The 24759-nt window shown below is 74.2% G+C and carries 22 protein-coding genes; 12 read left to right on the forward strand and 10 right to left on the reverse strand.

The features are described from left to right. Positions 1-79 precede the first annotated feature (79 nt). On the forward strand, positions 80-1735 hold the full coding sequence (locus MUE36_14385) for an ABC transporter substrate-binding protein (GenBank protein MCU0312119.1): 1656 nt from the start codon (positions 80-82) through the stop codon (positions 1733-1735). A 6-nt stretch (positions 1736-1741) separates the two neighbouring features. Here MUE36_14385 and MUE36_14390 read toward each other — a convergent pair whose 3' ends face one another. Next, entirely contained in the window at positions 1742-2989 is a 1248-nt protein-coding gene (locus MUE36_14390; protein MCU0312120.1) for an acyl-CoA dehydrogenase family protein, read from the reverse strand. Positions 2990-3101: 112 nt separating this feature from the next. Here MUE36_14390 and MUE36_14395 point away from each other — a divergent pair, with 112 nt between their 5' ends. The 7 genes from MUE36_14395 to MUE36_14425 all read left to right on the forward strand — a co-directional run bounded on the left by MUE36_14395 (position 3102) and on the right by MUE36_14425 (position 11300). Then, a complete protein-coding gene (locus MUE36_14395) occupies positions 3102-3542 on the forward strand; it encodes a hypothetical protein (protein ID MCU0312121.1) in 441 nt (146 codons plus the stop codon). A 12-nt stretch (positions 3543-3554) separates the two neighbouring features. Next, on the forward strand, positions 3555-3884 hold the full coding sequence (locus MUE36_14400) for a NifU N-terminal domain-containing protein (GenBank protein ID MCU0312122.1): 330 nt from the start codon (positions 3555-3557) through the stop codon (positions 3882-3884). A 102-nt stretch (positions 3885-3986) separates the two neighbouring features. Continuing rightward, positions 3987-4748 carry an LLM class F420-dependent oxidoreductase gene (locus MUE36_14405; GenBank protein ID MCU0312123.1) on the forward strand — a complete coding sequence of 254 codons (762 nt, stop codon included), beginning with the start codon at positions 3987-3989 and terminating at the stop codon, positions 4746-4748. An 84-nt stretch (positions 4749-4832) separates the two neighbouring features. After that, complete coding sequence (locus MUE36_14410) at positions 4833-5702, forward strand: hypothetical protein (GenBank protein ID MCU0312124.1); 870 nt, start codon at positions 4833-4835, stop codon at positions 5700-5702. Next, entirely contained in the window at positions 5699-7273 is a 1575-nt protein-coding gene (locus MUE36_14415) for a DNA polymerase Y family protein (GenBank protein ID MCU0312125.1), read from the forward strand. The genes MUE36_14410 and MUE36_14415 overlap by 4 nt, the downstream gene beginning before the upstream one ends. A 134-nt stretch (positions 7274-7407) precedes the next feature. Further along, positions 7408-7926, forward strand: coding sequence for a hypothetical protein (locus MUE36_14420; protein ID MCU0312126.1), 519 nt, complete (start codon positions 7408-7410; stop codon positions 7924-7926). 101 nt (positions 7927-8027) lie between these two features. After that, positions 8028-11300, forward strand: coding sequence for a S8 family serine peptidase (locus tag MUE36_14425; protein ID MCU0312127.1), 3273 nt, complete (start codon positions 8028-8030; stop codon positions 11298-11300). Between the two features lie 45 nt (positions 11301-11345). Here the strand turns inward: MUE36_14425 and MUE36_14430 are convergent, their stop codons facing one another. Continuing rightward, positions 11346-12686, reverse strand: a complete 1341-nt coding sequence (locus tag MUE36_14430) for a hypothetical protein (protein MCU0312128.1) — start codon at positions 12684-12686, stop codon at positions 11346-11348. A 172-nt stretch (positions 12687-12858) separates the two neighbouring features. Between MUE36_14430 and MUE36_14435 the strand changes: the two genes are divergently transcribed. Next, entirely contained in the window at positions 12859-16338 is a 3480-nt protein-coding gene (locus MUE36_14435; protein MCU0312129.1) for an error-prone DNA polymerase, read from the forward strand. A 108-nt stretch (positions 16339-16446) separates the two neighbouring features. Next, positions 16447-16995 (forward strand): DoxX family protein, encoded by a 549-nt coding sequence (locus tag MUE36_14440; protein ID MCU0312130.1) that lies wholly within the window; start codon positions 16447-16449, stop codon positions 16993-16995. A 73-nt stretch (positions 16996-17068) separates the two neighbouring features. Here the strand turns inward: MUE36_14440 and MUE36_14445 are convergent, their stop codons facing one another. From MUE36_14445 to MUE36_14455, 3 genes are read right to left on the reverse strand one after another with little or no spacing between them, the layout of a single operon-like run. Next, positions 17069-18112, reverse strand: a complete 1044-nt coding sequence (locus MUE36_14445; protein ID MCU0312131.1) for an NAD(P)-dependent alcohol dehydrogenase — start codon at positions 18110-18112, stop codon at positions 17069-17071. A gap of 57 nt (positions 18113-18169) precedes the next feature. Next, a complete protein-coding gene (locus MUE36_14450; GenBank protein MCU0312132.1) occupies positions 18170-18460 on the reverse strand; it encodes a hypothetical protein in 291 nt (96 codons plus the stop codon). 39 nt (positions 18461-18499) lie between these two features. Further along, positions 18500-19144 carry a YbhB/YbcL family Raf kinase inhibitor-like protein gene (locus MUE36_14455; protein ID MCU0312133.1) on the reverse strand — a complete coding sequence of 215 codons (645 nt, stop codon included), beginning with the start codon at positions 19142-19144 and terminating at the stop codon, positions 18500-18502. A gap of 60 nt (positions 19145-19204) precedes the next feature. Here MUE36_14455 and mca point away from each other — a divergent pair, with 60 nt between their 5' ends. Further along, a complete protein-coding gene (mca, locus tag MUE36_14460) occupies positions 19205-20056 on the forward strand; it encodes a mycothiol conjugate amidase Mca (GenBank protein ID MCU0312134.1) in 852 nt (283 codons plus the stop codon). A gap of 35 nt (positions 20057-20091) precedes the next feature. Further along, positions 20092-21054, forward strand: a complete 963-nt coding sequence (locus MUE36_14465; GenBank protein ID MCU0312135.1) for a hypothetical protein — start codon at positions 20092-20094, stop codon at positions 21052-21054. A gap of 47 nt (positions 21055-21101) precedes the next feature. On the opposite strand, the gene MUE36_14470 is transcribed toward MUE36_14465, so the two are convergent. From MUE36_14470 to MUE36_14490, 5 genes are all read right to left on the reverse strand, one after another. Continuing rightward, entirely contained in the window at positions 21102-21605 is a 504-nt protein-coding gene (locus MUE36_14470) for a hypothetical protein (protein MCU0312136.1), read from the reverse strand. Between the two features lie 76 nt (positions 21606-21681). Then, entirely contained in the window at positions 21682-22518 is an 837-nt protein-coding gene (locus MUE36_14475; GenBank protein MCU0312137.1) for a polysaccharide deacetylase family protein, read from the reverse strand. Further along, the gene (locus tag MUE36_14480; protein ID MCU0312138.1) at positions 22515-23066 is read right to left on the reverse strand and encodes a thermonuclease family protein; all 552 of its coding nucleotides are present in this window, start codon (positions 23064-23066) and stop codon (positions 22515-22517) included. Before MUE36_14480 ends, MUE36_14475 begins: the two co-directional genes overlap by 4 nt. Before the next feature lie 152 nt (positions 23067-23218). Then, complete coding sequence (locus tag MUE36_14485; GenBank protein MCU0312139.1) at positions 23219-24397, reverse strand: steroid 3-ketoacyl-CoA thiolase; 1179 nt, start codon at positions 24395-24397, stop codon at positions 23219-23221. Positions 24398-24440: 43 nt separating this feature from the next. Then, the gene (locus MUE36_14490; protein MCU0312140.1) at positions 24441-24647 is read right to left on the reverse strand and encodes a hypothetical protein; all 207 of its coding nucleotides are present in this window, start codon (positions 24645-24647) and stop codon (positions 24441-24443) included. Positions 24648-24759: the final 112 nt, after the last annotated feature.

Consider the following 24759-nt stretch of genomic DNA (forward strand, 5'->3'; position numbering starts at 1 on the left):
GGGGTCGTTCGTCAGGCCAGGGGTCCGGGGTTCGTCAGGGGGATCATCGATGTCGCGGTGCACCGCGAAGGCAGGAGGCGTGCGAGCTCTCGTCGCCGTCGGAGCAGCGCTGGTCGTGGCATCGGGCCTCGCGGCGTGCGGCGGGAGCACCAGCCCCACCGAGGACGCCGCCTCCACGGCCGTCGACGTGACGATCGCGCCGAGCGGGCCGCCGCGCCCCGGGGGCTCGATCACCTACGCCCTGGAGGCGGAGAGCGACGGCTTCAACCCGACGTCGAGCCGGTGGGCGGTGTCGGGGTACACCGTGGCCGGCGCGGTCTTCGACCCGCTGGCGGCCTACGACGAGTCGGGGGTGGCCCGCCCCTACCTCGCGGAGTCCTTCACCCCGTCGTCGGACTTCCTGACGTGGACCGTCGCCGTCCGGCCCGACGTGCGCTTCCACAACGGCGAGGTCCTCGACGGCGCCGCGGTCAAGAAGAGCCTCGACGCCGCCATCGCCTCCCCGCTCGTCGGCGCGTCGCTGGCCAACGTCGCCGGCATCACCGTCGACCCGGCCCGCCCGCTCGAGCTCGTCGTCACCATGCGTGAGCCATGGGCGGTCTTCCCGTCGGTCCTGACCGGCCAGCCCGGCTACATCGCCGCTCCCGCCCAGCTCGACGCGCCGGCGCCCGACAACACCCGGGTCCCGATCGGCACCGGGCCCTTCGTCGTCGAGTCGTGGACGCCCGACAAGAGCTGGACCGGCACGCGCAACCCCGACTACTGGCGCCGCGACGCCGACGGCACGCAGCTGCCGTACCTCGACGCCGTCGAGTTCGTGCCGGTGACCGACGCCGCGTCGCGCACCGCCGCCCTGCTCAACGGCGACGTGCAGCTCGCCCACACCTACGACTGGCCGGCCATCCGGGAGCTGCGGGCCGCGGCCGACGAGGGACGGGTCCAACTCGTCGTCGACGTCGGCCCCGGTGAGGAGGGCTTCGTGATCTTCAACACGGCGCGACCCCCGCTCGACGACGTGCGGGTGCGTCGGCCGCTGGCGCAGTGCACGAACCGCGACGAGTTCCTGGCCGTGAGCCAGGTCCCGCCCGAGCAGGCGGCCACCAGCCAGTTCGCCCCGAGTTCGCCGTGGTTCGAGCCCGACGCCGGGTTCCCGGCCTTCGACCAGGCGGCCGGCTCGGCGGCGATCACCGAGCTCGAGGCGGAGAAGGGCCCCCTCCGGGTCGAGCTCAACTCCGTCCCCGCGCCGGAGACCCAGACGCAGATCCAGGTCATCGCCACCCAGTGGGAGGCGTGCGGGGTGGACGTCGACCTGAAGGCCACCGAGCAGTCCGCCTTCATCGCCGACATGGTCAGCGGCAACTACTCGGCGAACCTCTCACGCCAGTTCGGGGCCACCGACCCCGACGGGGACTACGTGTGGTGGATCGGCCGCAACGCCGCCCCGATCGGATCCTTCGCGTTGAACTTCGCCCGTCTCGCCGACGCCCGGGTCGACGACGCCCTCGACCGGGGGAGGGCCACCGACGACGTCGAGGCCCGCACCCGGGCCTACGCCGACCTCCAACGTCGGCAGAGCGAACTGGTCCCCTATGTCTGGCTGAGCCACATCCAGTGGGTCGTCGGCGGCGCCAACGACGTGCGCAACATCGGCAACCAGACCCTTCCCGACGGCGAGCCGGCCCGCACGATCAGCAACGGGAACGTCCGCCTGACCGAGACCTGGTTGGAGCGCTGAGCCCGATCAGTTGACGAGCAGGTCCTTGAACGGGGTCTTCGAGTCGACGCCGGGCTCCTTCGGGAGGCCGAGGACCCGCTCGGCGACGATGTTCTTCATGATCTCGTCGGTGCCGCCGGCCACGCGCATGCCGGGGATGCCGAGCACGATCCCGTTCCAGCTGTAGGTGCCCCACTCGCCGCTGTCGGCGGTGAGCCGGGGACCGAGCACCCGGGCCACGAACTGGGCGAGGGCCCACATGTTGTTGGTGAGCGCCAGCTTGGCGGTGCTCATCTCGGGGCCGGGCAGCTGCCCGGACTTGATCTTGTCGAGCGCCCGCTGGTTCGTGTACTTCGCCACCTGGAAGGCCACCTGGACCTTCATGAACTCGTCTCGGACCAACGGGTCGTCGGAGAGACCGAGGTGCTCGACGAGCTGGCGCACCCGGGTGAGCATCTGGCCGCCGGTGCCGCCGCCCGCGCCGAGGCTGGCCCGCTCGTTCATCAGGGTGGTGAGCGCCACCCCCCAGCCGCCGTTGACGTCGCCCATGCGGTGGCTGTCGGGCACCCGCAGCTCGCTCAGGAACACCTCGTTGAAGCTCGCCCCGCCCGTCATCTGGCGCAGTGGTCGCACCTCGACGGCGGGGTCCTTCATGTCGATCACGAACGCGGTGAGCCCCTTGTGCTTGGGCAGGTCGGGGTCGGTGCGACAGATGATCTCGCCGATGTCGCTGTAGTGCGCCCCGGAGGTCCAGACCTTCTGTCCGGTCAGCACCCACTCGTCACCGTCGCGGACCGCCTTGGTCTGCACCGACGCGAGATCGGAGCCGGCGCCGGGCTCGCTGAAGAGCTGGCAGGCGATCATGTCGCCCCGGTACAGCTTGGCCAGGTAGGCGTCCTTCACCTCCTGGGTGCAGTGCGCGTGGATGGTGGGGGCGACCATCCCGAGCCCGATGGTGAACGGCGCCGAACCGGGGACCTTGTACTGGCCCTCCAACGACGTGTAGATGCGCTCGTGGGCCGACCCCAGCTCGCGGCCTCCGTACTCGGCGGGCCCGGTGATCCACCCGAGGCCGGCGTCGTAGCGCTGGGCCCGCCACGCCTGGCTCTCCTTGACCTCGAGCAGCTCCTGCTCCCGGTCGAGCTCTTCGAACATCGAGGTGTTGTCGTCACCCTCGCCCCAGGCCAGCTGCCGGGCGGGCGGCTTCTTCTCGGCGTGCGCGTCGAGGAAGGCGGTGACCTCGGACGTGAAGTCCTCGAGGGTGACGTCGGGCATGGGGGCCTCCGGGGTCGGGCGACGGGCCGTCGCCGGTCATGCGGTGCGGCGGCGCGTTCACGGTAGCGGACCCGGCTTCGGGGGCGGCCACCCGCGGCGGTACCCTCCGGCCATGGCCCGTCGTCGCTGGTTCGGTGTCCTCGCGCTCGTGGGGTGGACGTTCTTCGTGTGGGGCAACCGCCTGGTGAACGCCTGGGGCTCCGACACCGAGGGGACCGGGGACAAGGTCGTGTCGACGGTGCTCGCGCTGGCGTTCTTCGGCCTCGCCGCCGCGGCGACGGTGGTGCTGGTGCGCACGTGGCGGCGGCCCCTCACGGTCGGGGCGGCCCGGGTTCTGCAGGTCTTCGCGGCGCTGACCGTCGTCGTGTGGGCGGTGCGGGTCCCCCTGATCGCGCTCGGCGACCACGAGGTGGGGTTCGTGGTGGTGCACGCCGCGATCGGGATCGTGGCCATCGCCCTCGCCGTCGGTGTGTGGCGCACCGCCTCGCGCGTCGAGCCGCGCCCGAGCGCGCCGGGCCGCGAGGGTGGCGTCGGCGTCGAGCGGGTCAACTAGCCTCGCAGCGCCATGGGTCAGCCAGTCACCGTCATCGAGAAGCCGTCGTCGCACCCGGGCGTGGTGCGCTTCGAGACCAACCGCCCTCTCACCGGCACGGGCCACGAGATCTTCCGGTCGGAGGCCGAGGTGGCGTCGGCCCGCGACACGCCCGCCTCCCGGGTGGCGGCGGCGTTGTTCGCCCACGGCGGCGTGAGCGCCGTGCACGTGAACGCCAACGTCATCAGCGTCCACCTCGACCGGGTGAACGCCACCGAGGGCCTCAAGGAGGTCGTCGAGGAGATGTTCATCTACTACGGCGAGGGCGTCGAGGTCGTGCAGCCGGAGGGCTTCGGCGACTGACGCGTCGGCGATCGACGCCCCGGCCGACGACGAGCGGTCGGACGTCGGCGCATCGGGGTAGGTTGCCGGCACCGTCGCCGCGACCGATCCGAGGAGGCCACCATGGCCCGTTTCAAGGTGGGCGTGCAGCTCCAGCCCCAGCACACCACGATGGACGACCTGCGCCGGGCGTGGCGCACCGCCGACGCCATGGGCGTCGACTCGATCTGGACCTGGGACCACTTCTACCCGCTCTACGGCGAGCCCGACGGCCCCCACTTCGAGGGCTGGACCACGCTGGCCACGATGGCCGCCGACACCGCCAGTGCCCGGGTCGGGATGTTGGTCACCGGCAACACCTACCGCAACCCCGAGCTGCTGGCCGACATGGCCCGCACCCTCGACCACATCAGCGGGGGCCGGGCCTATCTCGGGCTCGGCGCCGGTTGGTTCGAGCGTGACTACGACGAGTACGGCTATGACTTCGGCACCCCCGGGTCGCGGCTGCGTGACCTCGAGGCCTCGCTCGAGCGCATCACCGCCCGCCTCGCGGCGCTGAACCCGCCGCCCGTGGGCGACCTGCCGATCCTGATCGGCGGGGGCGGCGAGAAGGTCACGTTGCGGATCACCGCGCAGCACGCCGACGCGTGGAACACGTTCGGCCCGCCCGAGAACTTCGCCCACAAGAACGCCGTGCTCGACCAGTGGTGTGCCGACGTCGGCCGTGACCCGTCCGAGATCGAGCGCACGGTCGCCATCCAGGGCAGCGAGATCGACCAGGCCGAGGCCTTCCTCGAGGCCGGCGCCACCCACCTCATCCTCATGAAGGGCACCGAGGGCCCCTTCGCGTTCGACGACCTCGAGCGGCTGCTCGCCCTGCGCTGACCGCGTTCCCCAGCGGACCCCCGCCGGGGTACGAGCGGACTCGTCCCGGTTGCCAGTCTCGAACAGATGTTCGATACTGGGGAGGTGGCCGTCCCCTCCGAGCTCCGCCGCCTCGCCGGGCACGTCGCCCCCGTGGTGCTGGCCCGCGACCAGGGCCTCGACGTGCTCGACCCGCTGCGCCCCCTGCTGCCCGACGGTCGCCTCACCCGCGGCTCGGTGGTCGGGGTGGCCGGCGGACCGGGGGCCCTCACCCTGGCGTTGGCCCTGGCCGCAGGCCCCTCGACGCACGGCTCGTGGACGGTGGTGATGGGCCTGCCCGAGCTGGGACTGGCCGCGGCCGGCGAGCTGGGAGTCCGCCTCGACCGGCTCGCACTGGTGGCCCTGCCCCCGCACGACCCGGCGGTGTGGGCGCCGACGTTGGCCGCCGTGGTGGGGTCGGTCGACGTGGTGCTGGTCGACGGGCGCCTGACGTTGCGGGCCGCCGAGACCCGCCGCCTGGCCGCTCGCGCCCGTGAGCGGGGCACCGTGGTGGTGCCCGTGGTCCCCGGCACCGGGGCCCCCGAGGAGGCGTCGGCCCCCGGACGCCGTCGGCGGGGGACGGCCCTCGGCGACTGGGCCACCGACGTGGTGCTCGAGGTCGACGCCGGGCCGTGGGAGGGCGCCGGGGCGGGGGACGGGCACCTCTCGGGGCGCCGGGTGGAGGTGGCCGCCGGGGGCCGGGGACGGGCGGCCCGGGTCCGGCGGGCCGCGTTGTGGCTCCCCGGTCCCGACGGGACGGTGAGCGCCGCCCCGCTCCCGGCCGGGCACCGCGACGCGACCCGGTCCGACGGGGCGTCGTCGCGCCCCGGAGGCGGCCCGGCTCCTGGCGACGGGGGCTCGGCGGTGGTGGCCGCCGGGGTGGCGCGCACCGAACGGTTCCTGCGGTCGGTGCCGACCGGGCGGCAGGTGTCGTGACCGCAGTACGCACCCTGGTGGTCGTGTGCCCCCACTGGTCGGTGGTGGCCGCCGGGGCGGCACCGGACCGTCCCGCCGCGGTGGTGCGGGCCAATCGGGTGGTGGCCGCCACCCCCGCCGCTCGTGCCGAGGGGGTCAGCGCCGGTCAGCGCCGTCGCGAGGCCCAGGGGCGGTGTCCCGCGCTGGAGGTCCACGACCACGACGAGGCCCGTGACGGGCGGGCCTTCGCCGGCGTGGCCGCCGCCCTCGAGCGCTACACCCCCCGCATCGAGCTCTCGGTGCCGGGCACGGCCGCGTTCCCCACCAGAGGCCCGTCGCGGTACTTCGGGGGCGACACGGCGTTGGCCGAGGCGGTGGTGGCGACCGTCGACGAGGTCATGGGGGAGTGGGGCTGGGCGGGCACCGCCGGGGTGGGGGTGGCCGACGGGCCGTTCCCCGCCGCGTTGGCAGCCCGGGGTGCCGCCCCGGGCCGGGAGGTCGTCGCCCCCGGGGGGTCACCGGCGTTCCTCGCGCCCCTGGCGGTGGCCGCCCTCGACCGACCCGACCTCGTCGACGTGTTGGTGCGCCTCGGGTTGCGGACCCTGGGGGCGTTCGCGGCCCTCGACGCGGCCGACGTCGTGGCCCGCTTCGGCGCCGAGGGGCGGGCCGCCCACCGTCTGGCCAGGGGCCTCGACGAGCGCCCGCCGGCCACGTCGCCCCCGCCTCGGCACCTCGAGGTCGCCGCCGACCTCGATCCCCCCGCCGAGCGGGTCGACGTCGCGGCCTTCGTGGCCAAGGGGCTGGCCGACGAGCTCCACGCCCGTCTCGGGGCCTACGGGCTGTCGTGCACCCGGGTGGTGGTCACCGCCGAGACCGAGCAGGGGGAGGTGCACGAGCGGGTGTGGCGCCACGAGGGTGCCCTGGGGGCGGGGGCGGTGGCCGACCGGGTGCGCTGGCAGCTCGACGGGTGGCTCAACGGGCCCGCCGCCCGGCGGCCGACCGGTGGGGTGGTACGCCTCGTCATCGCCCCCGACGAGGTCGTGCCGGCCGCCGGCCGCCAGCTCGGCTTCTGGGGCGGCGAGAGCGCCGCCACCGAACGGGCCCACCGGGGCCTCGCCCGGGTGCAGGGCCTCCTCGGCCCCGACGCCGTGACCGTGCCCGAGCGTCGGGGCGGACGGGGGCCGGGCGAGCAGGTGGTGCGGGTGCCGGCCGTCGCCGAGGAGTCGGGTGAGCCCCGCCGGTCGACGGCGGAGCCGCGGGGCGGGGAGGCGCCGTGGCCCGGACGTGTCCCGGCCCCGTCGCCGGCCGCCGTGCCCGCCGAGCCGGTGCCCGTGGAGGTGCGTGCCGCCGACGGGACCGTGGTGGCGGTCGACGGCCGTGGGACGGTGGGCGCCGCCCCGGCCACGCTCGTGGTGGCCGGACGGAGTGTCGGGGTCGAAGCCTGGGCGGGCCCGTGGCCGGCCGACGAGCGCTGGTGGGATCCCCACGCCCGCCGTCGCCGGGCCCGTCTCCAGCTCCGTACGGCCGACGGCCGTGCGGTGCTCGTCTTCGTGGAGGGTGGCCGGTGGTGGCTCGAAGCGGTCTACGACTGAGCGCCGTCGGGTTCGGCCGTCGTGCTCCGCCGAGCCGGGGAAGGGGTTCAGGAACGGGTCGCAACCGTCGATGAGGAGAGGGCCGTCCCGACGGCCTCTCGTCCCTCGATCCGCACCTCTGCATCGGAGACCCCATGAGCGAACACGACCTCGTCGACCGGGCCCAGGCCGTCGTCGGTGACGCCGACACCATCGTGGCCGCGGCCTGGTTCCAACCCCGGGGCACCTCCGGATCGATCGTGGGGGGATCCACGCTCGTGGACGGCCACGGGTGGGCCGGCGCGGCGGTCGACATGGCCGCCGGCCTGGCCGCCTACGGCGCCGAGAAGCACCACGACGACCGGTTGGCCTCCGCCGACGGCGAGACCCGCGCCGTGCCCTTCTACAGCATGGTCGCCGTGTCCCCGAAGCGCATCTACTGCTGGAAGGTGGCCACCCACCACGGGCACCGCGAGCCGGGCGACCCGATCTTCGCCTACGACCGTGACCGCATCGCCGTCACCGTGCACTCCCGCATCGGGGTGCGCACCTTCTCCGTCGAGGACCTCGACACCGGGGTGCGCTGGGAGTTCGAGTCGCCCCGGGTCGAGGGGCACCTCAAGTTCGTGCTCGACGCCCTCCACGCCGACCAGCCCGACGCGGACCCGTCCTGACCGGCGCCGACCGTGGTGCGCGCACCACGGGGGGATAGGTTGACGGCGGGCCCGGGGACGCCATCCGGTCGCCTCCCCCCACACGACCCCAGGAGCGGGGCATGAGGTCAGGACCCACTCGACGGCGCGCCGGTTGGGCTGTGGTGGCCATGGTCGTGGTCGTGGCGTTCGTCGTGGCCGCCCTGGCGGGCGGACCGGCGCCCACCTCCGACGCGTCGGGCCCGACCGCAGATGCTCCGGACGCGTCGACCCCCCCCACCTCCGCGGATCCGTCCGAGCCGCAGGAGCCGCCGCCGACCGTGCCGTCCGACGGGGGGCAGTCGGGCCAGGCCGATCCGGTGGAGCCGACCGACCCGGTCCCGGTGGAGCCCGGGGTGGAGGCGGCCATCGCCACCGACGGGTCGGCCCCGGTGCTGGTGCGCCTGGACGTCCCCGACGGGCTCGTCCCCGAGGAGCGCGCGGCCGCCGTCGCCGCCGCCGCCGAGGGCGTGCTCGCCGTGTTGTCGACGGAGGTGGCGGCCACGGCCAAGCCCACCGGCACCACCCCCGTGCTGGCGCTCACCGCGGACGCCGACGCCCTGGCCGCCCTGCGGGTGGCCGATGCGGTCACCGCCGTGTCCGAGGACGGGATCAACACGATCAGCTCCACCAACTCGACGGCGTCGATCCAGGCTCCACAGGCCTGGACGCAGGGCGCCGACGGCACCGGCCAGGTCATCGCGGTGCTCGACACCGGTGTGGCCCGCGACCACCCGTACCTGACGCGTGACGGGGTGTCCGACGTGCTGGCCGAGGCGTGCTTCTCCTCCACCGGCTCGTCCGGCGGCGCGGCGTGGTCGTCGTACTGCCCCGGCGGCGGGACCGCCGGGGTGTTCGGCACCGGGGCGGCGGCACCGTGTCCGGTCCCGGCCACCGACTGCGCCCACGGCACCCACGTGGCCGGCATCGCCGCCGGCGGGACGGGAGCGGCCTCGTTGGGGTCGACCGTCGGTGCCTCGGGGGTGGCGCCCGACGCCGAGCTGCTCGGGGTGCAGGTGTTCTCGAAGGGCCTGAACTCGACGGTGTGCGGTGCGAGCGCGCCGTGCGCCATCGCCTTCGACTCCGACGTCATCCGCGGTCTGGAGTGGGTGTACGCCCAGCGGGCCGCCTACCCCGGCCTGGCGGCGGTGAACCTGAGCCTCGGGGGCGGCAAGTACGCGGGGACCTGCGACGCCAGCTACGGCGACGTCAAGCAGGCCATCGACGACCTGCGCAACGCGGGCATCGCCACGGTCGTGGCGTCGGGGAACAACGGCTGGGACGGGTTCGTCAGCGGCCCGGCCTGCGTCACCACCGCCGTCGCGGTCGGCGCCGTCGACGACGCCACGCTGGCCGTGGCCGGCTACTCGAACCAGAGCGCCCTCGTCGACCTGCTCGGGCCGGGCAGCACCGTGCGGTCGTCGTTCCCCCCGAACGTGATGGGCAACCTCACCGGCACGTCGATGGCCACCCCCGCGGTGGCCGGGGCGTTCGCGGCGCTGAGGGAGGTCCGGCCCACGGCCACGGTCAGCCAGCTCGAGGCGTCGCTCGAGGCGACCGGGATCACGATCAGCCTCTCCGGCGTGGGTTCGTGGCCCTACCTGCAGCTCAACGCGCCCGTGACCGCGGCGGTGAGCGGGCGGCCCACGGTCCCGCTGGGGGTGTCCGGTGTGCCGGGCCCCGGTCAGGCGCAGGTCTCGTGGTCGCCCCCGGCCAGCCCGGGCACGACGCCGGTCACCTCCTACCGCGTGACCGCAAGCCCCGGGGGGGCGACGTGCACGACCGCCGGTCTCGGCTGCACGGTCACCGGTCTCACCAACGGCCAGGCCTACCGGTTCGCGGTGGCGGCGGAGAACGCCTCGGGTCCCGGTCCGGCGGCGGGCACGCTGCCGTTGGTGCCCTTCACCTCCCCGACGGCACCGCAGGCCGTGACGGCCTTCGGCGGTGACGGCTCGGGCGTGGTGGCGTGGTCGCCGCCGTCGTTCGACGGGGGGCGCCCGATCACCGGGTACACGGCGACGGCCTCGCCGGGCGGGGCGACGTGCTCGACGACCGGCGCGCTCGGGTGCGTGGTGCCCGGGCTGACCAACGGCGTCGGCTACACGATCTCGGTGCGGGCCACGAACCTGGCCGGTCCCGGCCCGTCGGCGGGTGCGGCCGCGGCGATCACCGCTGCGCCCGGTGCGCTCGTGCCGCTCACCCCCGCCCGTCTCATGGACACCCGGCCCGGGCCGCAGTTCACCACCATCGACGGCCAGGCCCGCGGTGGCGGGCCGCTCGGCGCAGGCGCGGCCGGGGAGGTCTCGTTGCCGGTGCTCGGCCGAGGCGGTGTGCCGTCGTCGGATGTGGGGGCGGTGGCGTTGAACGTCACGGTCACCGCTCCGACGGCGTCGAGCTGGCTGACGGTGTACCCGTCGGGGGCGCCGATACCGGGCGCGTCGAGCCTCAACTACGGACCCGGCCAGACCGTGCCGAACATGGTGATGGCCGGGGTGGGCGCCGATGGGCAGGTGGTGCTGCGCAACGAGTTCGGCTCGGCGCACGTGATCGTGGACGTGATGGGCTGGCTGCCCGATGCCGCCGGCTTCTCGTCGCTCGTCACCCCCGCACGGCTCATGGACACCCGCGCCGGAGCGCAGTTCCCGACCGTCGACGGCCAGGCCCAGGGCACCGGTGCCCTCGGGGCGGCGAGCACCCGGTCATTGCTGGTCACCGGCCGCGCCGGAGTGCCGGCCTCCGGGGTGGGCGCAGTGGCGTTGAACGTGACGGTCACGGCGCCGACGGCGTCGAGCTGGCTGCGGGTGTACCCCTCGGGTTCGCCGTTGCCCGACGCCTCCAGCATCAACTACGTCCCCGGCCAGACCGTGCCCAACATGGTCATCGCCCGGGTCGGTCCCGACGGCCGGATCGCGCTGCGCAACGAGTTCGGCTCCGCCCACGTCATCGTCGACATCGTGGGGTGGTTCCCGCTCACCGGGTACGCACCGTTGTCCCCGGCCCGGCTGCTCGACACGCGGCCCGGCTTCACCACCATCGACGGGCAGTTCGTGGGGACCGGCGCCCTCGGTTCCGGCGGGACCCTCGCCCTCACCGTGGTGGGACGGGGTGGGGTGCCCCCGGTCGGAGCGCGGTCGGTCGTGCTGAACGTGACGGTCACGTCGCCGACGGCGTCGAGCTGGCTGCGGGTGTACCCGACGGGGACGCCGCTGCCCACCGCGTCCAACCTGAACTACTCGCCGGGCCAGACCGTCGCCAACGCTGTGGTGGCCCGGGTCGGTGTCGACGGCAAGGTGGCGCTGCGCAACGAGCTCGGCTCGGCCCACGTGATCGTCGACGTCGTCGGCTGGATCCCGTAGTCGGCTCACCACCGCCCATCGGCGGTACGCCGGTACGCGCTCGGCTCAGCGGTAGTAGGCGATGGCGTCGATGATGAGGTCGGTGGTGTAGTTGGCAAGGGCGGCGATCGTGGCGTTTGGACCGAGGGCGACGGTGGTGGTGGTGGCCACGACGGCTCCGGCCGTGGTCCAGTTGAGGGTGGAGGCGTTGGGGGTGGGGACGCCGTTGGCGTAGAGGGTGAGGAAGCCGGGGATGGTGGGGGAGCCGCCGCCGGTGTTGGCGACGGTGGTGGTGACGATGGCGGCGGTGGCGTCGGTGGGGATGCCCGAAGAGGCGGTGGTGAGGGCGAGGCCGGTGCGGGGGGTGCCGGCGGCGAGTCTGGTCTGGGGGGCGACGAAGGGGGGTTGCCCGGGGCGGGAGTCGTAGACGCGCACGGGGGAGGGGAGCACGGTGAGGGCCCCGGCCGTTGATGGTCCGGCAAGACGTCGCCATGTGCCGGGCGTCCCGTCGGCGACGCACAGCCAGAGGGTGTAGTCCCCGTCGAACACCACCTCACCGCCGGATCTCGTGAAGGTCGTCGAGGGTGGCGCCGGGATCGCCCCGCTGGTTCCGATCTGGTTGTCGAGCAGCAGCGCGGCCCGGTCGGCGACGAGGACGGCGCCGTACCCCCTCGCGAAGGAGACGAGGCCGTCCTCTCCGGCGGCGACGACGCCCACGGAGTCCGAGGCTTCGAACGCGCTGGCCCATACGCCGTACTTCCCGCCCTCCACCCGTAGACCGCCGCTGGTCTCACCGCGTGCTTCCACCCGAAGGGCCGTGCCGTTCTCCTGGGTCTCGGTCGAAAGGATGTCCACCGCCACGTCGGCTCCGGTGCTCTCCGCGACGACGGCTGTCCCTCCGGCGGAGTTGGTCGCCTGGACGGCGGCGCCGGTGCCGGTGCTGGTGGCGGTCACAGCGGGGGTCGAGTTGGAGGTGTCGAAGGAGCCGGTGGCGGCGGCGGCGGGGGAGGCGGTGGCCACTGTCGCGGCGGCCCCGCCGAGCACGGCCCCGGCGGCGACGGCGCCGGCCCGGGTGAGCATCCGGCGTCGATCGACCCGGCCGTCGTCGGCGTCGTCGGCTCTGGTCGCCTCGGCGTCGTCGCAGTTGGGGTCGGTCTCGGCGTCATCAAGTGACCTGGTGTCGGAGCGCGGGGTCGGTGCGGCGGTGGCGCCTTTGGCAACCGGGTCGGCGGCTCCTACGGGTTCGCGCTGACCCAGCCCTGCGAGGAGGTCGGCGAGCGCTGAGTCGTGTGGCGCCGATCGAGTTTCCAGCGCGGCGGTGAGGCGGGCCACGGTGATCTCGAGCTCGGCCACCCGCCGGGCCAGGTCGGCGGGGGTGTCACCCTCGGTGGGCGTGCGATCGTCCATGGCGCGTGCCTCCGCCGGTGGTCGGATGGCGGGGGCGTCCGCCGCCTCGCCAGCGTAGGTTGTGGGCCCCTTCGGGTGTCGGGCGCTTCCGGTGTCGAGGGTCGAATCGCCCGGGTATCCACCCTCCGAGATCGCGGTTGCGGTACGAACAGGTGTTCGGTACGGTGCGGGCATGGGGTGGAGGAACCCGCCGGTGCCGTGGGGCGAGCTGGAGCGACGGTTGGGCGACGGGCCGCGTCCCGCCGGTGGTCGCGCCGAGCCGTTCTTCCCCGGTGACGGCAGCGACAGCCCGGCGTGGTCGCGGAAGCGCCCGGCCTACGAGCCGCCGGCCGAGCCCGCCCGTCGGCGGGGGGCGGTGCCCTACGCCGAGCTGCACTGCCACAGCCACTTCAGCTTCCTCGACGGGGCGTCGTCGCCCGAGGCGCTGGCCGAGGAGGCGGTCCGCCTCGGTCTGGAGGCGTTGGCCGTCACCGACCACGACGGCTTCTACGGGGTGGTGCGCATGGCCGAGGCCGCCCGCGAGCTCGGCCTGCCCACCGTCTTCGGCAGCGAGCTCACCCTCGGTCGACGGCGGGTGCCGGTGGGGGAGCCCGACCCGGGGGCGGGCACCGACGAGAGCCACCTGGTGGTGCTGGCCCGCGACCCCCGCGGCTACGCCCTGCTGGCCCAGGCCATCAGCGACGGCCAGCTCCGCGGCGAGAAGGGCGGCCCGCGCCTCACCCTGGCCGACCTCTGCGGCATCGGCGGCACCGGCGCGCCGACCGCCGACCGGGGTCACTGGCTGGTGCTCACCGGGTGCCGCAAGGGCGCGGTGCCTGCCGCCCTCGAGGCTGCCGGGCCCAGCGCGGCGGGGCGCCGCCTCGGCGAGCTGGTCGACGCCTTCGGCCGCGACCACGTGGCCGTCGAGCTGTGGGACCACGGCCACCCCCTCGACTCGGTGCGCAACGACGGTCTGGCGGCCCTGGCCGTCGCCGCCGGGGTCGACCTCGTGGCCACCACCAACGCCCACTACGCCACCCCGGCCCAACGCCCGTTGGCCACCGCCGTCGCCGCGGTGCGGGCGCGACGCAGCCTCGACGAGATCGACGGTTGGCTGCCCGCCGCCGCCGGCGCCCACCTGCGCTCCGGGGCCGAGCAGGCCCGCCGGTTCGCCCGCTATCCGGGAGTGGTCGAACGGGCCGGTGAGCTGGGGCTCGACTGCGCCTTCGACCTGCACCTCGTCGCCCCGGCGTTGCCGCCCTACCCGTGCCCCGACGGGCTCGACGAGATGGGCTTCCTGCGCCGGCTGGCCGAAGCCGGGGCCGAGCACCGCTACGGGCCCCGCTCCGCCGACCGCGTCCCCGGGGCCTGGGCCCAGATCGACCACGAGCTCGCCGTCATCGACCAGCTCGGCTTCCCCGGCTACTTCCTGATCGTCTGGGACCTCGTCGAGTTCTGCCGCCGCCGCAACATCTACTGCCAGGGCCGCGGGTCGGCGGCCAACTCGGCGGTGTGCTTCGCGCTCGGCATCACCAAGGCCGACGCCGTCCAGCTCGGCCTGCTGTTCGAGCGGTTCCTGTCCCCCGAACGCGACGGCCCACCCGACATCGACGTCGACATCGAGTCCGGCCGGCGCGAGGAGGTCATCCAGTACACCTACGAGCGCTACGGGCGCCGCTACGCCGCCCAGGTCGCCAACGTCATCACCTACCGGGGTCGCTCGGCGGTGCGTGACATGGCCAAGGCCCTCGGCTACGCCACCGGCCAGCAGGACGCGTGGGCCAAGCAGGTCGACCGGTGGAGCGGGGTGTCGGCCAGCGCCCGCGCCGCCGACTGCGACATCCCCGCCGCGGTGCTCGACCTCGCCGCCCAGATCGAGCACGCCCCCCGCCACCTCGGCATCCACTCCGGCGGCATGGTCCTGTGCGATCGCCCGGTGGTCGAGGTGTGCCCCGTCGAGTGGGCCCGCCACGAGGGCCGCACCGTGCTCCAGTGGGACAAGGACGACTGCGCCGCCGCCGGCCTCGTGAAGTTCGACATGCTCGGCCTGGGCATGCTCACCGCCCTGCACCGTACGGTCGACTTCGTGGCCGGCGCCCACGGCCTCGAGCTCGACCTGGCCACCATCCCCCAGGACGACGCCGTCTACGACATGTTGTGCGCCGCCGACTCCATCGGGGTGTTCCAGGTCGAGAGCCGGGCCCAGATGGCCACCCTGCCCCGGCTGCGGCCCCGCACCTTCTACGACCTGGTCGTCGAGGTCGCCCTCATCCGCCCCGGACCCATCCAGGGCGGCTCGGTGCACCCCTACATCCGGCGCCGCAACGGCCTCGAGCCCGTCACCTACCTGCACCCGCTGCTCGAGAACTCCCTGGCCAAGACCCTCGGCGTGCCCCTGTTCCAGGAACAGCTCATGCAGATGGCCATCGACGTCGCCGGTTTCACCCCCGGCGACGCCGACCAGCTCCGCCAGGCCATGGGCTCCAAGCGCAGCCGCGAACGCATGGAGCGCCTGCGCGAGAAGCTCTACGGCGGCATGGCCGAGCGGGGCATCACCGGCGAGGTGGCCGACCGCATCTACGACAAGCTCGCCGCCTTCGCCAACTTCGGGTTCCCCGAGAGCCACTCGGTGTCGTTCGCCTACCTGGTGTACGCCAGCTCGTATGCGAAGCGGTACTTCCCGGCCGCGTTCTGCGCCGGGCTGCTCGACGCCCAGCCCATGGGCTTCTACGCCCCCCACACCCTCGTGGCCGACGCCCGCCGCCACGGCGTGCAGGTGCGCACCCCCGACCTCAACGCGTCGCTGGCCGGGGCCTCGCTGGAGTGGGCCGAGGGGGTCGCCGTGGCCTGCCGGTCCGTCGGGGCGCCCGAGGAGACCGGGCCCGACCCCCACCCCCCGGCCGACGACGATCCCACCTTGTTGCCCAGGGGCGGGGTCGACGTGGCCCAGCCGGCGCTGCGCCTCGGGCTGGCGTCGGTGCGCACCGTCGGCGACGACCTGGCCGCCGAGATCGTGGCCGAGCGCCACACCCACGGCCCCTACGCTTCCATGGAGGACCTGGCCCGGCGGGTGAAGGTGGACCGCAGCACCCTCGAGGCCCTGGCCACCGCCGGGGCGTTCGCCGGGCTCGACGACGGCACCGGCCGGGCTCTCGACCGGCGTCGGGCCCTGTGGGCCGCCGGTGCGGTGGCCCAGGGCGGCGCCGATCGGCTGGCCGGGGTGGTCACCGGGGTCGAGGCCCCTCCACTCCCCGGGCTCTCCGACCGCGAGATCGCCGGGGCCGACCTGTGGGCCACCGGGGTGGCTCCCGACGGCCACCCCACCCGGTTCATCCGCGGCGAGCTCGACCGGCTGGGGGTGGTCACCTCCACCGGGCTGGCCGCCGTCGAAGCCGGGAGCAGGGTGCTCGTCGGCGGGGTCGTCACCCATCGCCAACGCCCGGCCACCGCCGGGGGCACCACCTTCCTCAACCTCGAGGACGAGACCGGTCTGGTGAACGTGGTGGTGTCGATGGGGTGCTGGGCCCGCTACCGCCGGGTGGCCCGCACCGCCCCGGCGCTGCTGGTGCGGGGCCGCCTGGAGCGGGCCGAGGGCGTCACCAACGTCGTGGCCGACAAGCTCGAACCGCTGCCGCTCGCCGCCGGCCTGCCCGCCTCGCGGGACTTCCGCTGACGGCGCCTGCGGGTCCTGTACCGACCCGAGCCGGCGCGGTCGAACGGGCTCACCTGTGTCGCCGCCTAGTGTGACGAACCGTCAGCGCACGTCAGGGGGAGCACCCACATGGTCATCGCCGAGGTCATCGACAGCCCGGTGTTCAACGAGACCGGCCTCGACCTGGGGCTGTTGATCCTGCGGGTCGTGATCGGGCTCACCATCGCCGCCCACGGCTACAACCACATCTTCCGGGGCGGCAAGATCCAGGGCACAGCCGGGTGGTTCGCGTCGCTGGGCATGAAGCCCGGCATCCTGCACGCCTGGCTGGCGAGCATCACCGAGCTCGTGGGGGGCGTCCTGTTGGTCCTCGGGCTGCTCACCCCGTTCGGCGCCGCCGCCGTGGCCGGCACCATGGCCGTCGCCTTCGTCACCAACCACCGGAAGAACGGCTTCTTCATCTTCCGTCCCGGTGAGGGCTGGGAGTACGTCAACGTGTTGATGTGCACCGGTCTGGCCCTCGGCGCCCTCGGCCCGGGCCAGTGGTCACTCGACCACGCCCTCGAGCTCGAGTGGGTGTCCGGGCTGACCGGCTTCGCCATCGCCGCCGTCGGCGGCCTCGGCGGGGCGGCGCTGCTGCTCGCCGTCTTCTGGCGCCCCGAGAAGAAGCCAGCCTGAGCCCACCGAAGGAACTGTGAGTGAAAGCGTCCGGACAAGCGGACGCTTTCACTCACAGTTCGCTATTTGGGCGTCAGGGCACCAGGACGGCGCGGCCCTGGAGGGTGCCGCCCACCATCATGCGGTACACGTCGGCGGCCCGTTCGAGGGGGTACCGCTCGGCGTGCACGTGGAACGAGCCGGTCGCGGCCAGCTCGAAGAGCTCCTGGAGCTCGGTGATCGACCCCCAGTAGGTGCTCTGCACCGAGCACTCGTAGGGGAACGTGAAGAAGTTCACCGGCAGGGTTCCCCCACCGACCCCCACGATGGTGAGCCGGCCCAGCGGCGCGACGACGGCGGCGGCCAACGCCAGGGTGTCGTCGTAGCCGACGATGTCGAGCACGAGGTCGGCTCCCCGGCCGCCGGTCAGGCCCCGGATCTCGGCGGCGGCGTCGGGACCGGCCACGACCGTGTGGTCGGCACCCAGGTCGGCGACGAGGGCGAGGGCCGACTCGCGTTGGTCGACCGAGACGACCCTCGTCGGCGACAGCGCCTTGAGGAACTGCACGGCGAGGTGGCCGAGGCCCCCGGCCCCGATCACCACCGTCGTCGAGCCGGGCACGAGCCAGGGGAGCGACGCCTTGATGGCGTGGTACGGGGTGAGACCCGCATCGGTGAGCGGGGCGGCGTCGGCCGGTGCGGTGTCCCCCAGCGGCACCAGGTAGCGCGCCGCCGGGACCAACAGGTACTCGGCCATCCCACCGTCGACGCTCAGGCCCGGACCCGACGCCGAGATGTTGCGGCAGTAGTTCTCCATCCCCCGTCGGCAGTTGAGGCACTGGCCGCAGCCCCACGCCCCGAAGACCGCTACGGGCGCCCCGACCTCCAGCCCGGGGGTGGGGAGCGTGCCGGGGCCGAACGCCTCGATCCACCCGGCGTTCTCGTGGCCGAGCGTCATCGGCGTCTCGCGGGGCGCCGCCGCGGAGAACTCCATGAGGCTCACGTCGCTGTGGCAGGCTCCCGCCCCACCGACGCGCACCAGCACCTGCCCGGGCCCCGGGTCCGGTTGGGGCACGTCGTTCAGCGCCGTGGTCTCGTCGACGTCGGCCGACCCGCCGACCAACTGGAACGCCTTCATGTGCCACCCCCAGATCGCCGCGGCCGTGCGCTGCGGTCGTCCCAGGGTTCTAGCGGATCAACGCAGCGCCTGTCCCAACGCACCGATCGACGCCGCGATGGCGAGGTAGGCGTCGTTGTCGGGTCGCCCCGATGCCTTGTCGTTCACCTGCTCGGCGAGGAGGCGCAGCTGGGTGGCCACGGACTCGGCCTCGGCCCGGGTGACCTCGTCGCGGTCGGAGCGCAGGAGCGGGGCGAGCTGCTCGGCCTGGAGCCGCACGGCGGTCGCCCCTTCGACGGCACCGAGGCGCTCGCCGAGCACGGCTCGGGCGGTCTCGGTGACGAAGCGGACGCGTTCGGCCGGGTGCACGTCGAGAGCCTTGCACGCCGGGAGCGGCGCCGACCCTCGTCAGCCTCGTCGCCGGTAGGTCCCGGTGAGCACCGCGGCGCTGGTCGACTCCGCCCCGACGACGCCGAGGGCCTCCTCGGCCGAGGTCGACTCGCCGATGCCCGACGGCTCCGCCAGGGCGTAGAGCGTGAACTCGTAGGTGTGGGTCTCGCCTGTCGGGGGGCACAGCGGCTCCCAGGCTGCGTCACCGGCGGTGTTGCGGCCCGTCACCGCCCCGGGCGGGGTCGCGTCGGCAGGGATCTGGGCCCCGCTGGGGTCGATGCCCGCCACGACCCAGTGGACGCGTCCCGCGGCGTCGGGGTCGGTGGCGATCACCACCAGCTCGGCGGCGCCGGGGCTGCCCCCGACGGTGATCGGCGGCGACTCGCCGGCACCGTCGCAGCTGTACGTGGTCGGGATCGGCTCTCCCGGCGCCCACGCCGGCGAGACGATCGAGAGCCCGATCGGCGTCAGCGGTGCGGTGGTCGTCGTCGTGGTCGACGACCGGCGGGGTGGTGCGGTGGCGCCCGGAGCCGGGTCGCGCAGCTCGCGACCGCTGGTCCCACAGCTCGTGGCGAGGACGGCCACCGCGAGGCCCGCCGCGACGGTCAGGGCCCACCGGGCGCGGCGGGGGCCGGGACGACGGGAGGCCGGTGAGGGAGCCATGGGGGCCGAGACTACGACCGCCCCGGTGGCGGGCCGGGCCCACCCCGATAGTTTCGGTCCATGGCCGACCGCTGTCTGCTCTCCGTGCACGCCCACCCCGACGACGAGGCGTCGAAGGGCGCCAGCACGGTGGCCAGGTACAAGGCCGACGGGGTCCGCACCGTGCTGGTCACCTGCACCGGGGGCGAGGAGGGCGACATCCTCAACCCCGCCATGGACACCCCCGAGGTCCGCGAGCGCCTCGCCGACGTGCGCCGCGCCGAGCTCGACCTGGCCGCCCGGATCATCGGCTACGACGAGGTGATCCTCCTCGGCTACCGCGACTCGGGCATGCCCGACAGCGAGGCCAACGCCCGACCGGAGGCCTTCGCCAACGCCGATCTCGACGAGGCCGTGGCCCGGCTCGTCGAGATCATCCGTCGGGAGCAGCCCCAGGTGATCCTCACCTACGGCGACGAGCAGAGCCACTACCCGCACCCCGACCACCTCCGGGTGCACGACATCTCGTTGCCGGCCTTCGCGCTGGCCGGCGACGCCGCGTACCGCCCCGATCTCGGTGCGCCCTTCACACCGCTGAAGCTGTACTACTCGGTCTGGTCCCGGGCCCGCATCGAGGCCATGCACGAGAAGTTCCTCGAGCTCGGACTCGAGTCGCCGTTCGGCGAGGGGTGGTTCGACCGGCCGAGCCAGGACGACCGCATCACGACCTCCGTGCCGATCGACGACTACCAGGACGTGCGGCTCGAGGCGCTCCTGGCCCATGCCACCCAGGTCGATCCCACGTCGCCGTTCTGGTTCGGGCTGCCTCGTGAGGTCGCCCGCAAGGTGCACCCCTTCGAGGACTACATCCTCGCGGAGTCCCGGGTGCCCACCGACCTCCCCGAGAGCGACCTCTTCGCCGGGATCTCCTAGCGCGCCCGGTCGGCTCGACCAGGCGCCCCGAGACCGTGTCCCGCCAGCCCCGGAGCGCCGGCGTCGCCGTGCTCGGCGCGGTGCTCCTCCTCGTCGCCGGGGCGTCCGTCTCCCTGGCCGTCGGGGCGTGGTGGCTACGCGCCGAGGTGCTCGACCCCGATCGATGGACGGCGACGTCGGCGCTGGTCGTGGCCGACCCGGATGTGCGCGCCGACCTCAGCGCCGAGCTGGCCGACCGGATCGTGGCGGCGGTCCGCCTCGAGGAGGTCCTGGGGCAGACCCTGCCCTTCCCGCTCGGGCTGCTGGCCGACCCGCTCGCCGAGGGGGCCGCCGAGCTGGTGGCCGCGGCCACCGAGGCCGGCGTGGCCACGCCGGCGTTCGCGGGGGTGTGGGAGAGCGCCAACCGGGCCGCGTGGTCCGAGCTGCTGTCGGCCCTGCGTGACGACGGCCGGCTCACGTCCGTGGTCGACGGGGCGCTCACGCTCGATCTCGAGCGGTCGTTGACGTTGGTGCGCGACGAGCTCGTCGACGCGGGCGTGCCGGGGATCGACGCCCTCGACTTCTCGGGGGTCGACACGCGGTTCGTGCTGGTCGACGAACCCGAGCTCGACCGGCTCCGCCAGCTGGTCCAGGCGATCGACGTTGCCGTCATCGTGTTCCCGGTCGTCGCCATCGTGCTCACCGGGATCGGCTTCGTGCTGTTGCGACGGGTCGGCCCGGGGCTGGTCGCCGTCGGCGCGGGCATGGTGCTCGGGGCGGTCACGGCCCTGGCGGTGGCCTCACGGGCTCGTTCGGTGGCCGTCGAGGCGTTCAGCGGAGGCATCCTGGGGCCGGTGGCGGCCGGACGTGTGGTGGACGCCGTCGTGGAAGGGGTCCGCACCCCGTTCCTCGGGGTCGTCGTCCTGGGTGCCGTGTCCCTGGGTGTCGGCACCGCCGTGTGGGTGGCGTCGGGGCGGCGCCCGTCCGCCGCAGCGCCTTCATCGGGCCTCGTGCCCTGATCGGGGGACTCCGCGGTGTCCCGCCGTCAGGTCGGTCGCTCAACGCGCTAGCGGGTCGTCACCTCGATCGGCAGTCGACGATCGGGACGATCCGGGTCGTACAGCTCGAGGGTGCCGGGATCGGTGAGCACGACGGTGACCTCGTCGCCGGGTTCCTGGCGGCCGGTGTCGACGAGGGGCGACGGGGTGGTGGTCGCCCGGTCGGCGAGGTCCGCCGGTTCGGTGCCGGTCGGGACGAGAACCCCCACGACCCGGCGATCGTCGGTCCCCTCGACCCGGATCGCCATCACCGACCCCGTCGGCAGCCGGGCCGGGTCGGTCGAGACCTCCGCGGTGTCCTCGCCCCGCTCGCCCAGTGACGCCGTGAGGCCCGACTCGTCGGCGGTGACGACGAGTCGGGGTCGCAGGTCGACGGTGGCCACGCCCGGGTCGCCGGTGGCGTCGTCGCCACAGCCCGAGAGCAGCAGGGCCACGACCACCAGCGCGACAGCGGGTGGGCCCCACCGCCGGGTCCCCTGGCCGGCAGGGCGGATCCGGGCGGGTCGGGCCATCGGCCGAGTCTGGCATGGCCGCCGGCTGCCCCCGTGGTTCCCTCACCGCTCGGGGCCGGCGCCGCCGGCGCCCGGCTCAGGCGCCGACGCGCTGGAGGTCGCGCAGGGCGCGGTACCCGATCAGGGTGGCGCCCGAGCGGCTCACCATGGCCCGCAGGCCCGAGTCGTGGCAGACGGCGTGGTGGTCGTCGACCCTCGCCGCCCAGTCGGGGGTCATGGCCCGCAGTTCGGGGGTGTCGAGGGCGGGGTGGACGTACATCTCGGTCACCCCCGGGGCGAGGTCGAAGAGCGATCGCTCGAGGCTGCGGCGGCTGCCCACCCCGTTGACGTGGACGAAGTGGTCGGGGAACACCACGCCCTCGTCGGCGGCGAGGCGGCGGAACGGAAAGCCGATGGTGCGTTCGCTGGAGGCTCCCGAGAGTCGCAGCGGCAGGCCGAACTCGACGGCCAGCTCGAGGTACACGTCGAAGAACTCCGGGCGCAGCTGCAGCGCCCCCATGTGGCTGTCGAGGTGGCTCACGTCGAAGCCCCAGAGGATGGCCCGTTCCACCTGGGCCCGGCACTCCCGACGGACCTCGTCGAGGTCGGCGTGGTCCCACACGTCGGACAGCGTCCGCGGGAAGCCGCCGTCGCCGTCGAGCAGCGACGGCGCCCGCGTGATCGGGCCCCACCGGTAGGCGTCCCACTCGGCGTTGAGGGTGAGGTGCACGCCCACGTCCTCGCCCATGTACTGCTCGGCGGCGTGACGGGCCCACGGGCAGGGGACCATCAGCGAGGCGCTGGTGGCCAACCCGGTGCGCAGCGCGTCGTAGACGCCGGCGTTGGCGGCGTGGGCGAGGCCGAGGTCGTCGCAGTTGAGGATCAACAGGCGGGCGTCGGGGTCGTGGCCGAGGCGCTCGGCGAGGGTGGTCACGGGCCTGACGGTACCGTCCCCGAGCAGGCGGCCCACAGACCTCGGCCCTCCCGGCGGGCCTCGGCGGCGGCGGCGGTGAAGTCACGGGTGTGGGCGGTGTTGGGGGCAATGGTGAGCACCTCGGCGAAGCCGCCCCGAACCAGCTCGAGGTTCACGAACAGTCCGTCGCTGCGCCGCAGCACGTAGGCCAGCAGCCGGCCGTAGGTGTCGCGCTCCTCGCGGTCGCGCTCGAGGTCGACGGGCGTGCCCGGGGGGAGCAGCTCGGTGGTCCGTGCCGAGGCCTCCGGCCCGTAGCACCCCACCGGCTCGGTGGGGTGCACGGTCTCGGGCGTGTCGACGCCGATCAAGCGGATGCTCTCGGTGCGCCCGTCGACGGCCACGCGGATGGTGTCGCCGTCGACCACCTCGCGCACGACCGGACCCGTGTCGATCGGGAGCGCGCGCTCGGCGGCCTGGTGGGCGACCACCACGACGGCGAGCACCGCCAGCCCGACGAGCAGGCCGATGCCGGCGAGGGCGGTGAGCCCCCGGGAGGGGGAGCGCGCCACGAGGCGGGGATGGTTCGTGGGGCGCGAGCGGTCAGAGGTTCGGGCGGCCATGGCGGTCCTCAGGGGTGAGTCCTGTCGATGGCCGCCGAGGCGGCGAGCGGTCGGCCGTGACCACTGCGGACGAGCGGGGCGGCGTCGTGGCCGCCCGGAGGTCAGAGGCGTTCGACGATGGTGCCGGTGCCGAGGCCCCCGCCGCAGCACATCGTGACGAGCCCGTAGCGTCCGCCGGATCGGTGCAGCTCGTGGACGGCCTTCGTGACGAGGATCGCTCCGGTGCCGCCGAGCGGGTGGCCCAGGGCGATGGCCCCGCCGTTGGGGTTCACCGTGTCGGGGTCGGCGCCGAGCTCCTTGGCCCAGGCCAGCACCACGGATGCGAACGCCTCGTTGACCTCGGCCACGTCGATGTCGCCCATGGTGAGCCCGGTGCGGGCCAGGAGGTGGCGGGTGGCGTCGATGGGGCCGGTGAGCATGAGCACCGGATCGACGCCCACGAGGCAGGTGTCGACGACCCTGGCGAGCGGGGTGAGCCCGAGGTCCTCGGCCTTCTCGGCGGACATCATGAGCACGGCGGCGGCGCCGTCGGAGATCTGGGAGGACGAGCCGGCCGTGTGCACGCCGTCCTCGCGGGCCACCGGCTTCAGGTTGGCGAGCCCCTCGGGCGTGGTGTCGCGCAGGCCCTCGTCCCGGGCGACCAGGTGGGTGGTGCCGAGCGGGGTCCCGTCGTCGTCGACGTCGGGGGCGTGCACCTCGACGATCTGGGTGGCGAAGCGGTCCTCGGCCCAGGCCCGAGCGCCGAGCTGCTGGGAACGCAGGGCGAAGGCGTCGGCGTCGGCGCGGGAGATGCCCCACGCGTCGGCGATGCGTTCGGCCCCCTCGAACTGCGAGGTGGCCTCGTAGCGGGGGAAGTACGTCTTGGGCAGCGCCGAGCCGAAGCCGAGCCTCTTCGACGAGTTCGACCCGATGGGCACCCGGCTCATCACCTCGACACCGCAGGCGACGGCGACGTCGACGACCCCGGCGCCGATGAGCGCCGCGGCGATGTCGGTGGCCTGTTGGCTCGACCCGCACTGGGTGTCGACCGTGGTGGCGGCGGTCGACGCGGGGAGCCCGGCCGCCAGCCAGGCCGTGCGGGCGACGTTGAACGACTGCATGCCGACCTGGCTGACACAGCCCCCCACGACCTGGCCGACCTCGGCGGGGTCGACACCCGTGCGTTCGAACAGGGCGGTGAGGGGGACGCCGAGGAGGTCGGCGCTGTGGAGGGTGGACAGCCCGCCGTTGCGCTTCCCGACCGGGGTACGCACGGCATCGACGATCACGACGTCGCTCATCGGGCGAGCCTACAAGGCTGCCCGCTCCGCCCTCCCGGGTGGTTCACGCCGCTCGTGCCGACACAGGGGAACGGGGGTCGGCCTCGGCCTCGGTGCCTGCGCCCTGGCGGGCTCGTCGGAGCGCCTCCCGGGCGAGGGCCAGACCGGAGCGCCCCACCGCCTTGGTGGTGTCGTCGATCCGCCAGGCGACCGGGGCCTCGATGGGGTCGACCGAGCGGGCCTCGGCCAGGAGTCGGAGCTGTGCGTCCATGGGACCCAGTATCCGCAGGGGGTGTGACATCGAGGATCCGGTGCTGGCCCGTTGGGGTCGGTGAGGATGCGTTCGGCGTCGTGGAGGCCTGGTCTGACCCTGGGTGTGACCG

It is taken from the genome of Acidimicrobiales bacterium (genome assembly GCA_025455885.1).
Lineage (GTDB): Bacteria > Actinomycetota > Acidimicrobiia > Acidimicrobiales > Acidimicrobilacustridaceae > Rhabdothermincola_A.